Source organism: Desulfosudis oleivorans Hxd3, assembly GCF_000018405.1.
GTDB classification, from domain to species: Bacteria; Desulfobacterota; Desulfobacteria; order Desulfobacterales; family Desulfosudaceae; genus Desulfosudis; species Desulfosudis oleivorans.
On the sequence record NC_009943.1, the window covers coordinates 2,949,532 to 2,963,398 of the forward strand.

Sequence of the window (13,867 nt, forward strand, 5' to 3'; positions counted from 1 at the left end):
CCATGACGGACAAAATTCTTATCAACGCCGTTGACACCGAAGAGTGCCGCATCGCCAGGGTCAAGGACAACCGGCTCTGCGAATTTCACCTGGAAACCACCTCCCGGGTCACCACGAAAAGCAACATCTACAAGGGCCTGGTAGCGCGGGTGGAGCCGAGCCTTCAGGCGGTGTTTGTGGATTACGGGGAAGAGCGGCACGGGTTTCTTCAGAAGCACGACATTCACACCGACTATTTTCAGGACAGCAAGGTGGACGGCTCCATTCGGGACCTGATCAAGCCGGGCCAGGAGATGCTGGTCCAGGTGGTCAAGGACCCGATCATGCACAAGGGCGCGGCCCTGACCACCTTTCTTTCCATTCCGGGCCGTTTCTGCGTATTGATGCCGGGCAGCGTCACCAAGGGGGTCTCCAAGCAGATCGAAGACGAAGAGGAACGCAAACGGCTCAAGGAAATCGTCAGCGGGCTCCGGGTGCCCGAAAACTTCGGTGTCATTCTTCGCACCGCGGCAAAAGGGGCCGCCAAGACCGTTATCGCCAAGGACCTGAGCTATCTCATGCGGCTGTGGAAAACCATCAAAAAAGAGGGCATGAATCAGAAGGCGCCGGCCGCCATTCACAAGGAGCGGGATTTCGCGGTCCGGGCCATCCGCGACTACCTGACCGCCGATATTCAGGAGATTCTCATCGACGAGCCGGCGGTTCACCAGGAGGTCAAGGATTTCGTGGCCCTGGTCTCGCCCAAACATGCCAAAATCGTCAGGCTCTACCAGGGCGCCAAGCCCATCTTCACCAAGCATGAACTGGAAAGCCAGATCGAATCGATTTTTGAAAACCGGGTTCAGCTCCCATCGGGCGGCTCCATCGTCCTGACCCAGACCGAGGCCCTGGTCTCCATTGACGTAAACTCCGGAAAGTCCCGGCAGAAGCACTCCATTGAGGAGACGGCCCTGCAGACCAACCTGGAGGCCGCCGAAGAGATCGCCCGCCAGTTGAGACTCCGGGACATGGGCGGCCTGATCGTCATCGACTTTATCGACATGAAGCCGAGGAAGAACAACGCCGCCGTGGAGCGGGCACTCAAAGCCCATGTCAAGGAGGACAAGGCCCGGACCGATGTGGGGAAAATCTCCAAGTTCGGGCTTCTGGAGATGTCCCGGCAGCGGCTTCGGCAGTCCATTGAAACCTCCAGCATGGTGACGTGCGGCCACTGCGGGGGCCGGGGCTATGTCATGGCCACGGAAAAACTGGGCATCAACGTGCTGCGGCGGCTTCGGCTGGAGTCCCTCAAACACCGGGGTGTGGCCGTCACCGCCACGGTGCCGGCGGTGGTGGCCGACTACCTGCTCAACAAAAAGCGCACCGAGCTGCTGGAGCTGGAGGCCCGCCGGGACCTTGCCATCACCATCACGGGAGACCCGGCCATGCACCTGGGGGAAAGCGACATCCGGTTTGAAGGCAAGCCGAACGGCTCCGCCGATGGGGAGACAGACCTCTCGTAACCGGTCCGGCCCGGGGAGAGCCGCCTGTTCACACCGGCTGCCGGTCCCCTTTTAACAACCAAATGCCCCGGGAAAAAAGGAGACGGCACATGAGCAACAACGAAAAACCGGCCCGCGCGTCCAATATTCGAATACCGGTTCTGGCGGCGGTGCTTCTTGCGGCCCTGGCCGCCGGAATTTTTTTCTGGCACACCACCCGGTCCGGGACATCCTCCCCACCGGTTCCCGCGGAAACGGCCTCCCGGGCAATCTTGCCCATGGATCAGGCCCCTGAAGTACTGGACTACAATGACCTTGACGACAACGACACCCTGGCCGGCGAGATGGACCGGCGTAAGGAAAAATACGGCCTGGACACCGGTGTGGACCTGGTGGCCAGGGAGGATGAGGCCGTAAAAGTCGGGGATCAGACCGTGGCCATGCGGACCATTGCCGAGGATGCGGACATCGACCGGGGAAAAGTGGTGGAATCGGACCTGGCAGGCACGGGCCGCATCGACAGGGACCGGGTCCGGGAGTATGGCATTCATGTGGTACGGCCCGGCGAAAACCTCTGGAACATCCATTTCCGGTTGCTGGCCGATTACCTGGAGGAAAAAGGGATCACCCTGGATCCGCTGTCTGACGAGGCCGCCCGGGACGGCACCAGCTCCGGGGTGGGGAAAATTCTCAAATTTTCCGAATCCACGGTCACCATTTACAACCTTCGGGACCGCCGGACGACGACGGACCTTCACATGATTCATCCACTGGAAAAAATTGTGGTCTACAGAATGGATGAAGTCTTTGCGCTTTTGGATCAAATCGACTATAAGAACATAACCAAACTGGAGTTCGACGGCGACACCCTGTGGTTGCCGGCGAAAGATTAACCGCGTCACAGAAGCAAGGAGAAAATCGTGTTCGCAGACATCGCTTACGCAATGGGACAGAGCGGCGCCCCCCAGGGTCAGGGCGGCGGCCTCATGGGCCTGGCCCCTTTGATCATCATTTTCGTGATCTTCTATTTTCTGCTGATCCGGCCCCAGCAAAAAAAGGCCAAGGAGCAGCAGCAGATGATCAGCAGCCTGAAAAAGGACGACCTGGTCATCACCAACGGCGGCATTCACGGCCGCCTCACGGCAGTGGATGACGACACCGTGACGGTGGAGATCGCCGACAAAGTTCGCATCAAGGTCTCCCGGCAGAGCATTGCCGCCAAAAAACAGGCCAGTGCCCCTGCCCGGGCGGATAAAGCCGACAAAAAAGAAAAAAAGTGATTCTCTTGGGAAAGGATGGACGGCGTTGAAGAATTTCCAATGGAAACAGGCCATCACCCTGGCCGTTCTGGTGGCGGCCCTGATCTATGTTCTGCCCACCATCAATCCGGAATGGTGGCCGAGAAAGACCATCAACCTGGGGCTCGACCTTCAGGGCGGCATGCACCTGATTCTTGAGGTGGAGACCGAAAAAGCGGTGGAGGCCCAGATATCGGGCATTGGCCGGGACCTTGAAGAGACCCTGCGCAAAGAACGGGTCCGGCATACCGATGTAACGGCAAAGGGCCAGAAAATCAGCGTCCTTGCAAGGGGCGAAGAGAACATCGAACGGTTCAAGCAGGTTCTGGACAAAGATTTTGCCGGCCTGGCCATTGTCTCCTCGTCCAGGCGTGACAACACCCTGGAGCAGGTGCTCGGCCTTCCCGATGACGAGGTCGCCCACCTCAAGAAAATGGCCGTGGAGCAGGCCTTAGAGACCATTCGCAACCGCATCGACCAGTTCGGGGTCAGCGAGCCCGTCATTCATATTCAGGGCAGACGCCAGATTCTGGTCCAGCTGCCCGGTGTTACCGATCCCCAGCGGGCCAAGGACCTGATCGGCAAAACCGCCCTGCTGGAGTTCCGGCTGGTGGATGAGGAAAACGACGTGGCCAAAGCGGTAAGGGGCCAGGTACCGCCGGGCAGTGAACTGCTCTACGAAGTCTCCACCGACCCGGATACCGGTCGAACCATCAAGTCCCCCCTGCTGATCAAGCGCGGCACCCCCCTGACCGGCGCGGACCTGTCCGATGCCCGGGTCCAGATCGACGCCCAGTATAACGAGCCCTATGTTTCCATCACCTTCAATCGGAAAGGGGCCAATATTTTCGCGAAAATCACCGAGGAGAACCTGAAAAAACGGCTGGCCATTGTCCTGGACAATCATATTCATTCGGCGCCGGTCATTCAGGACCGGATCACCGGCGGCGCGGCCCGGATCACCGGGAGTTTTTCCATGGACGAGGCCCATGACCTGGCCATTGTGCTGCGGGCCGGGGCCCTGCCCGCACCGGTCAAAATTCTGGAAGAGCGGACCGTGGGGCCCTCCCTGGGCAAGGAGTCCATTGACAAGGGCCTGATGTCCATGTACATCGGCGGCCTGATCGTGGTGCTCTTTATGGCGACCTACTACCGCAAGGCGGGCCTGATCGCGGACGTCGCCCTGGTGTTCAATATTCTGCTGATCGCCGCGGGCCTGGCGGCCCTGGGCGCCACCCTGACCCTGCCGGGCATTGCGGGTATCATTCTGACCATCGGCATGGCCGTGGACGCCAACGTCATCATCTTTGAACGGATCCGTGAGGAAATACGGACCGGCAAGCCCCCCCGGGCCTCGGTGGCCGCCGGGTTCGACCGGGCCGCCCTCACCATTCTGGACGCCAACATCACCACCCTGATTGCGGCCGTGGTGCTCTTTCAATTCGGCACCGGCCCGGTAAAGGGATTTGCGGTCACCCTGAGCCTGGGCGTGATGGCCAGCCTGTTCACGGCCCTGGTGGTGTCCCGCCAGATATTCGACCTCATATTGACCCGGCGCAAGGTCACGCACCTGAGCATTTAACATACAGACAAGGATAAGACAGGCATGTTCGAAATCATCAAAGACGGCACCACCATCGACTTTGTGGGAAAACAGAAATACGCCTTTGTGTTCTCCGCGGCGATGATCCTTATCACCATCATCTCTCTTGTGGCCCACGGCGGCCCCAGGTACGGCATCGATTTTGCCGGCGGCACCCTGGTGCAGGTCAAATTCGCCTCGCCGGTGAGTACCAATACCATTGCCTCGAGCCTGAAGACCGTGGGCATCGATGTTTCCACGGTTCAGGCCTATGGCCACCCCAAAGAGGGGGACTGCCAGTACCTTGTCAACAGCGCCATGGACATGACCGGCATATCGGGCGACGACTTTGAAGACAAGGTAAAAACCGCCCTGGCCGGCGCCACCGGACAGACCGCGGAGATCACCAGGGTGGAGATGGTGGGCCCCACGGTGGGTAAAAGCCTGAGGGGCAAAGCCTTGATGGCCCTGTTTTTCTCGTTGCTGTTTATCAATATCTATATATCGGGCCGGTTCGAGATGAAGTGGGTAGTGGCCGGCGTGGTGGCCGGGGGCCTGATCCTGGCGGTGTGGCTCTTTTCCATGCTGGGCATCAGCATTCCCTACCTGATCCTGGTGGCCCTGGTGGTCTCCCTGGTCCTTTTCTGGGTCCTTGAGCTAAAATACGCCATGGGCGCCATCGTGGCCCTGATTCACGACGTGACCATCACGGTGGGTATTTTTTCCATCACCGGCAAGGAGTTTTCCCTGCCCATCATCGCGGCCCTGCTGACCATCATCGGTTATTCCCTCAACGACACCATCATCGTGTTCGACCGCATTCGGGAAAACCTGAAAAAGCTCTCCCGCAAATCCCTGCCCGATATCATCAACACCAGCATCAACGAGACCCTGAGCCGGACCCTGCTCACCTCCGGCACCACCCTGATTGTGGTAGCGGCCCTGTTTGTGTTCGGCGGCACCATCATTCACGATTTTGCCTTTGCCATGCTTGTGGGCATCGGGGTCGGCACATACTCTTCTATTTTCGTTGCCAGCCCGATCCTGCTTTTGTGGAAGAAAAAATAGCAGGCCGGCCACGCGTCATTGCGAGCGAAGCGAAGCAATCCTGGCCGATCCACGCGTCATTGCGAGCGCAGCGAAGCAATCCTGGCCATATGCGAAGGAGATTGCCTCGTCGCTTTGCTCCTCGCAATGACGGAAGAGACTTCGCGCCCTTCGTGTTGAAGCGGCTGAACCTTCTCAGAAGGCCGGCCGCTTTTTAACACGACGCGCACAAAGGTGTCGGTGCAAACCCGGCAAAACGTGCATCCAGTTGAAAAGGAAATTGTTCTTGAACCGGGATGTGTCCTGACCTATTTTGGTAAAGTGCAACACCACGATCAAAAAAACAAGATGCATTACAAGGCCGTCCGCCATGGAAAATCTCACCCCCTGGTTTACTCTGAAAAGCGTTCCCGGCGTGGGCAACCTCCTGTTCAAGCGGCTGATCGACCGGTTCGGCTCACCGGAGAAAGTGCTGAGTGCTGCCCGGTCCGACCTGCTGGGGGTCCAGGGCATATCAGACACCCTGGCCTCGGCCATCCGAGCCCACAAGACACCGGACAATATTGAAAAGGTGCTTGAGACCTGCGCCCGGAAAGCCATTTCCATCGTCCCCCTGACCGATCCCGGCTACCCCGCCCTGCTGCGGGAAATCCATGACCCGCCCCCCTATCTCTACGTGTGGGGAAAGCTGGTGCCGGACGCGGGGTGCATATCGATTGTCGGATCCCGAAGCCCCACCCGGTACGGCCTCTCCATGGCCACCCAGTTGAGCGGCGAACTGGCCGCCATGGGCCTGTGTGTGGCCAGCGGTATGGCCAGGGGCATCGACACCGCGGCCCACACCGGGGCACTGGACAACAACGGCCTGACATACGCCGTTCTGGGCAGCGGCCTGTGCCGCATCTATCCGCCGGAGAACATGGAACTGGCCCGGCGCATCGCCGGGCAGGGGGCCGTGATATCAGAGTTCCCTCTTTTTGCCGAGCCCGACGCCCACCACTTTCCCCTGCGCAACCGGTTGATCAGCGGCCTCTCCCTGGGCACCATCGTGGTGGAGGCGGCGGCCCGAAGCGGGTCCCTGATCACGGCCCGGCTGGCCATGGAGCAGGGCCGGGAGGTATTTGCCGTGCCCGGCAGCATCACCTCCTTTAAAAGCACCGGTGCCCACGGCCTGCTCAAACAGGGGGCGATCCTGGTGGAAAAGGCATCGGACGTGATCGCCGAGATATCTCCCCGGCTTGCCGCCGGCCCCGCAACCGCCCCGGCGGCGTCGGACCGGGCCGATGAAAACAAACACGCCGGAAAACCGACCCCCGGCCTTGACACGGATGAGGTACGGGTGTTACAAACCCTTGAACCTTACCCGGTGCATATTGACGAAATCGCCCAGAAGGCGGCCATGGCGCCGGGAAAAACAGCAGGCATCCTGCTGCAACTGGAACTCAAAGGGTTTGTAACCCAGGAACCGGGAAAACGGTTCCTTATTAACCCGGATGTTGCACGAGCCGATTTGGTCGCAGATGCAAGGCGCGAGACATGAAGCTGTAGTGAATCTACCGCGAATGTCACGCAACACAGCAGCTGCGGTCAAGGCGGCTCGCCCGAAGGGTAAAATTTTTAGACATAAGAATTGGTACCACATGCCTCAAATCGCCCATGACAGTTTGTATGCTTGAAAACTGCGGGGTTCTTCTCCAACACATTGTTTGTATATAGAAACTTATAAATACCGAAAAATTTTATGAAATATTCGGGTTAAAGGGGATTACAGTGAATAAACCGGTTATCATTGTCGAGTCACCGACAAAGGTCAAAACCATTACAAAATATACGGGAAACGCCTACAGCGTCACCGCCACTTCCGGTCACCTGAGGGATCTGCCGCCCCATGAGCTGGGCATTGATATCGACAACGGGTTTGCCCCCGACTATGTCAACATCAAAGGCAAGCAGAAGGTAATCAAGGCCTTGAAAAGCGCCGTGGGGGACGCCGACGATATCTACCTGGCCCCGGACCCGGACCGGGAAGGCGAGGCCATCGCTTTTCACGTGGCCGACCTGCTCAAGAAAAAGGGGCGCCGGTTTCACCGGGTGATGTTTCACGAACTCACCAAAACAGGCATTCAAAAGGGGCTGACCGAGCCCACGGAGCTCAACCGGAACCGGTACGATGCCCAGCAGGCCCGGCGCATTCTGGACCGGCTGGTGGGGTACCAGATATCCCCGCTCTTGTGGCGCAAGGTACGAAACGGCCTGAGCGCCGGCCGTGTCCAGTCTGTTGCCGTGCGCATCATCTGCGACCGGGAACGGGAGATTTTCGCCTTTGATCCCCAGGAGTACTGGTCGATCACCGCTGCCCTGGAAGGGGCCAATCCGCCCCGGTTCGAAGCAAAGCTGGTCAAAAAAGGGACAAAAAACATCACCATCGGCAACCAGGCCGAGGCCGACCGGATCGTTGACGAACTGTCCCGTCAGGCCTTTACCGTTGACAAAATCGTTCAGAAAACGATCAAGCGAAACCCCCAGCCGCCCTTTACCACCAGCAAGCTGCAACAGGAGGCCATTCGCAAGCTGGGATTTACCGCAAAAAAAACCATGGCCGTGGCCCAGGAGCTCTATGAAGGCATCGACCTGGGACCCGGGGAACCCGTGGGCCTGATCACCTACATGCGTACCGACTCCACCCGTATCGCCCCGGAAGCGGCCCACGAGGCCCTGGCCCATATCCGCTCCGTGTTCGGCAATGACTACGCGCCGGACCGGCCCCGGTTTTTTGCCAACAAAAACAAGGTCCAGGACGCCCATGAAGCCATTCGGCCCACCGGGATATCCTACACGCCGGAGAGTGTCAAGCGGTACCTGTCCAAAGATCAGCTGACCCTTTATACCCTGATATGGAAACGATTTGTGGCCTCCCAGATGAGCGAGGCCCAGATCGACCAGAAGACCATCACCATTGCCGCCGGCGACTACCTGCTGTCGGTCAGCGGCTCCACAGTTCGCTTCCCCGGATTCATGGCCCTTTATCAACCCGAGGAGGACAAAAACGGCGCACCGGACAAAGATAAAGGGGACAAGCTGCCGCAGCTTGATGAAAAAGAGGTCCTTAAGCTCATCGAACTGGATCCGAAGCAGCACTTCACCACTCCTCCCCCGCGCTTTTCAGAAGCATCCCTGGTCAAAGAGCTGGAAGAAAACGGCATCGGCCGGCCCAGTACGTATGCCACCATCCTCTCCACCATTCGGGACAAGGGCTACGTGGACCTGATCAACAAGGCGTTCCGGCCCACGGAACTGGGATTTATCGTCAACGACCTTCTGGTGGAAAACTTTCCCACCATTTTAGACATCGAATTTACCGCCAACATGGAAAACGACCTGGACCGCATTGAATCCGACCAGCTTCAGGCCGTCCGCCTGCTGGAGCGGTTCTACGGTCCCTTTTCCCAGCGGATTGAGGCCGCCAAAGACCGAATGCGCAGCGTCAAGGGCGTGGGCATGGACACCGGGCTTTCCTGCCCGGAGTGCGGCAAGGAACTCAAGATCAAACTGGGCAAGAACGGCCCGTTTCTGGCCTGCTCCGGGTATCCGGACTGCAAATTTTCCCGCAACTACGCCCGCACAGACAAGGGGACCGTGGAGCCGGTGGAACCGGATCTCACCGTTGCCGAGGGAAAATCCTGCGAAAAGTGCGGCAGCCCCATGGTGGTCAAGCAGGGCCGGTACGGTGATTTTCTGGCCTGCTCGGCCTATCCGGACTGCAAGAGTACCCAGTCCCTCAACTCCGGCGCCAATGCCGCGCCCATCGGCGTCAAGTGCCCCGAACCGGGCTGCAACGGCGATATCGTGGAAAAAAAGTCAAAAAGGGGCAAGGTGTTTTACGGATGCAGCCGGTTTCCCAAATGCACATTTGCCTCCTGGGACAAGCCGGTTGACATGGCCTGCCCCGACTGCGGCGCCCCTTTTGTGGTGGAAAAAACCACTAAAAAGGAGGGCACGGTACTGACCTGCGCCAGCGAGGGGTGCGGTTTTCGGCAAAGGACATAGGATGCGGCCCCACCCTTCATTATGACCCAACCCACAAAAAAATGGCGATTCCGGACACCGGCGTTTCTTCAGAACGCCTTTGCCGATATTCGCTTTTCCTCGGACATCTCCCGGTACCTGATCCAGATTCTCTTTGCCGTGCTGGTGGGGTCGCTGGCCGGCATCGGCGCCATCTTCTTTCACTATGTCGTCGAAGAGATGCGGCTGCTGTTTTCCCCGGACCGGTTTGACCTCCTGTGGCCCGGCATTCTTCACCCCATCATGCTGGTGCCCGTCGCGGGCGCCCTGGTCCTGGCCGTTGCCACGGTGCGGTTTCCGAAAACCGCCGGAGAACGGGGGGTGGAGAGCGTCATCAAGGCCCTGATCATCAAAAACGGCGTCATCCCTTTAAAAACCACACTGTTTCACATGTTTGCCGCCATCATGACCATCGGCACCGGGGCCCCCCTCGGCCCCGAAGGCCCGGCCGCCAAGATCGGCAGCGGCATGGGATCGGCCCTTTCCCAGTGGTTCGGGCTCAACCGGGAAAACATCAAAATCTACACCGCTGCCGGGGCCGGGGCCGCCATATCCGCGGTTTTCAACGCCCCCATTGCCGGCGTCTTTTTCGCCATTGAGGTGGTGCTGTTAAATGACCTGAAAAACGAGGCCTTAAGCTTTCTGATCATCGCCTCCATCGTGGCCGACATCCTTTCCAGGGCGGTTCTGGGCAACGATGTCATCTTCACGATTCCGCACTACGCCCCCATCCATTTTGCCCATCTGCCCTGGTTCCTGTTGCTGGCCGTATGCTGCGGCGCCATGTCGCTTTTTTACTTCGGCACGTCCAAAACCGTCAAGCACCTGTTCGACCGGCTGCCGGGCAACCAAAACCCCTTTGTCCGCCTGTTGCCCGTGGCCGTTGTCTTCGGCCTGGTGCTGCTGCACTTTAACGAGCTGTTCGGCATCGGGTATACCACCATGAACGCGGTGCTCAACAACGCCTTTGCCCCGGTCGTGGTACTCTGGCTGATGCTGTTTCGCATCGTGTTTCTGGCCCTGTTTTTAAGGGCCGGGGCTTTTGGCGGCACATTCGCCCCGGCCCTGGGCATCGGCGTGATGTTTGGGTTTCTCTTTGCCACCACGGTCAATACCCTGCTGGGCACCTCCCTGGATCCGGTGGTGTTCGGCCTGGTGGGCATGGGCGGGGTCCTGGCCGGCATCAACTCGATTCCGCTGACCTCGATTCTGCTGGTGTTTGAGCTGACCCGGGACTTTCGCATCGTGCTGCCCCTGATGGCCGCCTCCATCATCTCCTATATCGTGGTGATCTACGTAAACAAACGGACCGTTTACGCCCACGCCCTGCTCAAGGAGGGCATTGACGTGGACGCCATGCGGGACGTAGACCTTTTGGGAAAGATCAAGGTGGGGCAGCTGATGGTGACCGACGTGGAAACCGTCAGCTACCGCATGCCCTTTAACCGGCTGCTGCAGCGGCTGCTGCGATCGGCCTACGGCGAGCTCTGCGTGGTGGATGACGACAACCGGCTCCTGGGCGTGATTCCCTTAAAGGGAGTGCGCCAGGCCCTGATCACCCACGAACTGGTGGACCTGCTTATCGCCGGGGACCTGGTGGTGCCGGTGCCACCGGTCACTGAAACCGATCCGGTTTCCATGGCCCTGAAAAATATCAAAAAATATGATATTGAAAACATTCCGGTGGTCAAAAACAGCGCGCCGGGAGAACTGGTGGGCATCCTCAGGCACCAGGACATTCTGCACGCCTACAACGCCATGCTGGAGGAGTGGGAGACCCACAAGTTCCTGGCCACCTACCGGCGCCACGGTTAACCCGGCCGGTTATTGCCTTTTCAAACCGCCTGGCCTATGATGGGCGGTAAACGTGACGGCTTTCGCGTGCCCCCCGGTTTTCCTTTTCTCCCATGAGCAGCCGCCGGTTCAGCCCCGTACACGAAAACACGGCCAGAGGCTTCAATATGCGTCATGAAAAAGTGACAATTTTGGGCACACAAAGGGCGTCAGCGACCGGAACTGATTTTAAACTGTTGAAACTGCTCAAATTGTCGTATATGACAGATCGGGCATGTTTTTTGCTCTCTTAGTGTTGGCAGATGGAGGGGAAAGCCCGACGGTTCCCCTGCCCCTTGACCGGAGTATAGCCGAAGAGGGTCCGGCCGCATCAATGGCGCCCTCGGGAAACGCCTGTCACACGCACAGGCCGACATACCGTTATGGCACAGACAACCAAAACATCACAGACATCCGCCTGCGAGACCGCCGTAGGCAACGGCACAGCTGCGGCCCTAGTTCAGGGTCGCATCCACATGGGAAAAATCACGGCCCTGTCAAAAAAGGCGGTCGTCTTTGACTATATGGGTGCCGCATCCTCTCTTGAAGGCCTTGACGCCCGGATCGACCTGCTGCTGCACGACAGTGACACCTATATCGACGACATCGCCTGCCGCATCATTGAAGACCGGGTTATAAAGAAGGAAGGCCCGCCGGACGGCCGGTGCCTCAGGCGTTGCAGTGCCCGCTTTATTCAGCTCAACGCCGACCAGCAGCGGAGACTCGCCCACCATGCGACCTGGAGCTCCAACCGGGAAGTTACCCGCCGGGAGCATCTGCGCCAGGAGATTGAGAAAAGCGAAGAAAAATACAAAACCATTCTTGAAAACATCGAAGAGGGGTATTTCGAGGTGGATCTTGCCGGCCACATCACCTTCTTTAACAGCTCCATGCTGAAAATGATCGGTTATACGGGAGGCGAACTGCTCGGCATGGGGTACCGCAGCTTTATGAGCAGCAAGACCGCCACAAGAGTGTTCCGGTCCTACAACCGGGCCTTTCGCACCGGGCAGCTGCCCACACCCTTTGACTGGGAGCTGGTGCGAAAAAACGGTGAGCGGCTCTATGTGGAGACATCGCTCTCCTTTATTCGGGATGCCAACAACAAGATCGTTGGCTTCCGGGGCATTGCACGGGATGTCAGCCCCCGGAAAAAGATCGAAAAGGAGCTGCTCTACCTGGCCTCCCACGATCACCTGACCGGGCTGTACAACAGGGGCGCCCTGTTTGAGAAACTGCGTGAAACCATTGCCTATGCCAAGCGATTTCGCCAGCGGTGCGCCCTGCTCTTCCTGGACCTGGACAACTTTAAAACCGTCAACGACACCTGGGGCCATGAAACCGGAGACCGGGTCCTAAAAGAGGCGGCCTTCCGCCTGACCGGGCTGCTGCGGGAAACCGATTACGTCTGCCGCCACGGCGGCGACGAGTTCACCATCATTCTGAGCAACTCAAAAAACATGAATCCCCCCAAGGTGGCCCAGAAGGTCATTGATGCCATCTCCCGGCCCTTCGACGTCGGTGAGAACAAAATCGCCGCCATCACCACCAGCATAGGGATCAGCGTCTATCCCGATGACAGCGACACCATGGAGGACCTGGTCAAGTACGCGGACAAGGCCATGTACCGGGCCAAGGACCGGAAAGACCGATACATCTGCTATAACCGCGGAAAATTCACGAAAAAGCTGCCCCTGGAAATCTGATCCCCGTACACCGCGCCACCTGCCCTGTCATGCCTGTATTCAAATGATTCACACGAAGGCAGGCACCGGAAAGTATCGAAACAAGGTGGGGGGCGAAAGGATCTCCGGATCACCCCGGGGGCCAGCCAAAAGACCGGCCGGCCAGAATGTGAAGATGGATATGAAAAACCGACTGGCCGGCTTCGGCGCCGTTGTTGATCACCAGCCGGTAGTCGGCGATCCCCTTTTCAGCGCATATCTTTGCCGCCACGTCAAACAGGCCGCCCACCAGGTTGCCATCGGCCGGGGCCATGTCGGCCACTTTTGCGATATGGCGCCGGGGCACCACCAGAATATGCACCGGGGCCTGGGGATTGATGTCGGCAAAGGCCACGTAATCATCATCCTCGTAGACCTTGTCGCAGGGGATTAAACCGGCGGCGATCTTGCAGAACAGACAGTCGGACATGGCAGACCTCCTTTTTTGCTCAGAATTTACAAAACCCCCCTTTGCTGAAAAAAGGAAGAAGCGATTTCACGAAATTCAGCAAAGGGGGGAACCGGAAAAAACCTTACGGCCCTCCCCGGGTTTTGTCCTTTCCTGTATATCACCGGGCCCGGCCCATCGTCAAGAAAGGGCCGGGCCCGATGCGGGGCGCGGTTCTTCTGGTACTTTCCTTTGCGCCAAAAAAAAGTACACGGAAAAGCAAAGAGATATTAAAAATCCATTTTATGCTGGATTACCCGGTCAAGCCGGGTAATGACGAGTACGGTGGCGGTCAGCCCGTGGCGCCCATTAAAGGATCAGCCGCACTGGGGTGCGGTGCTCCCGGGGATGCACGGCCGGCCGTTGATACCGTTCTGCCCAATGCCCTT

At 58.6% G+C, this 13,867-nt stretch carries 10 protein-coding genes; 9 read left to right on the forward strand and 1 reads right to left on the reverse strand.

Annotated features, from left to right (window positions below):
• The first annotated feature begins 2 nt into the window (after positions 1-2).
• The 9 genes from DOLE_RS12510 to DOLE_RS12550 all read left to right on the forward strand — a co-directional run bounded on the left by DOLE_RS12510 (position 3) and on the right by DOLE_RS12550 (position 13,012).
• The gene (locus tag DOLE_RS12510) at positions 3-1,502 is read left to right on the forward strand and encodes an Rne/Rng family ribonuclease (protein WP_012175855.1); all 1,500 of its coding nucleotides are present in this window, start codon (positions 3-5) and stop codon (positions 1,500-1,502) included.
• Between the two features lie 89 nt (positions 1,503-1,591).
• Positions 1,592-2,374, forward strand: coding sequence for a hypothetical protein (locus DOLE_RS12515; protein ID WP_012175856.1), 783 nt, complete (start codon positions 1,592-1,594; stop codon positions 2,372-2,374).
• Positions 2,375-2,401: 27 nt separating this feature from the next.
• On the forward strand, positions 2,402-2,761 hold the full coding sequence (yajC, locus tag DOLE_RS12520) for a preprotein translocase subunit YajC (protein ID WP_232362707.1): 360 nt from the start codon (positions 2,402-2,404) through the stop codon (positions 2,759-2,761).
• A gap of 25 nt (positions 2,762-2,786) precedes the next feature.
• Entirely contained in the window at positions 2,787-4,361 is a 1,575-nt protein-coding gene (secD, locus tag DOLE_RS12525; protein ID WP_012175858.1) for a protein translocase subunit SecD, read from the forward strand.
• 24 nt (positions 4,362-4,385) lie between these two features.
• The gene (secF, locus tag DOLE_RS12530; protein ID WP_012175859.1) at positions 4,386-5,429 is read left to right on the forward strand and encodes a protein translocase subunit SecF; all 1,044 of its coding nucleotides are present in this window, start codon (positions 4,386-4,388) and stop codon (positions 5,427-5,429) included.
• A 349-nt stretch (positions 5,430-5,778) separates the two neighbouring features.
• Positions 5,779-6,948, forward strand: coding sequence for a DNA-processing protein DprA (gene dprA / locus DOLE_RS12535; protein WP_012175860.1), 1,170 nt, complete (start codon positions 5,779-5,781; stop codon positions 6,946-6,948).
• 230 nt (positions 6,949-7,178) lie between these two features.
• On the forward strand, positions 7,179-9,455 hold the full coding sequence (gene topA, locus DOLE_RS12540) for a type I DNA topoisomerase (RefSeq protein ID WP_012175861.1): 2,277 nt from the start codon (positions 7,179-7,181) through the stop codon (positions 9,453-9,455).
• A 21-nt stretch (positions 9,456-9,476) separates the two neighbouring features.
• Complete coding sequence (locus tag DOLE_RS12545) at positions 9,477-11,288, forward strand: chloride channel protein (RefSeq protein WP_012175862.1); 1,812 nt, start codon at positions 9,477-9,479, stop codon at positions 11,286-11,288.
• Positions 11,289-11,689: 401 nt separating this feature from the next.
• A complete protein-coding gene (locus DOLE_RS12550; RefSeq protein ID WP_083766606.1) occupies positions 11,690-13,012 on the forward strand; it encodes a sensor domain-containing diguanylate cyclase in 1,323 nt (440 codons plus the stop codon).
• A gap of 109 nt (positions 13,013-13,121) precedes the next feature.
• On the opposite strand, the gene DOLE_RS12555 is transcribed toward DOLE_RS12550, so the two are convergent.
• Positions 13,122-13,460, reverse strand: a complete 339-nt coding sequence (locus tag DOLE_RS12555; protein WP_012175864.1) for a histidine triad nucleotide-binding protein — start codon at positions 13,458-13,460, stop codon at positions 13,122-13,124.
• Positions 13,461-13,867: the final 407 nt, after the last annotated feature.

Excerpts from the sequence above, each read along its gene's own strand:
- DOLE_RS12545 (WP_012175862.1), top strand. The coding sequence starts at position 9,477 with ATGACCCAACCCACAAAAAAATGGCGATTCCGGACACCGGCGTTTCTT.
- DOLE_RS12510 (WP_012175855.1), top strand. The coding sequence starts at position 3 with ATGACGGACAAAATTCTTATCAACGCCGTTGACACCGAAGAGTGCCGC.
- DOLE_RS12515 (WP_012175856.1), top strand. The coding sequence starts at position 1,592 with ATGAGCAACAACGAAAAACCGGCCCGCGCGTCCAATATTCGAATACCG.
- DOLE_RS12555 (WP_012175864.1), bottom strand. The coding sequence starts at position 13,460 with ATGTCCGACTGTCTGTTCTGCAAGATCGCCGCCGGTTTAATCCCCTGC.
- secF (WP_012175859.1), top strand. The coding sequence starts at position 4,386 with ATGTTCGAAATCATCAAAGACGGCACCACCATCGACTTTGTGGGAAAA.
- DOLE_RS12550 (WP_083766606.1), top strand. The coding sequence starts at position 11,690 with ATGGCACAGACAACCAAAACATCACAGACATCCGCCTGCGAGACCGCC.
- dprA (WP_012175860.1), top strand. The coding sequence starts at position 5,779 with ATGGAAAATCTCACCCCCTGGTTTACTCTGAAAAGCGTTCCCGGCGTG.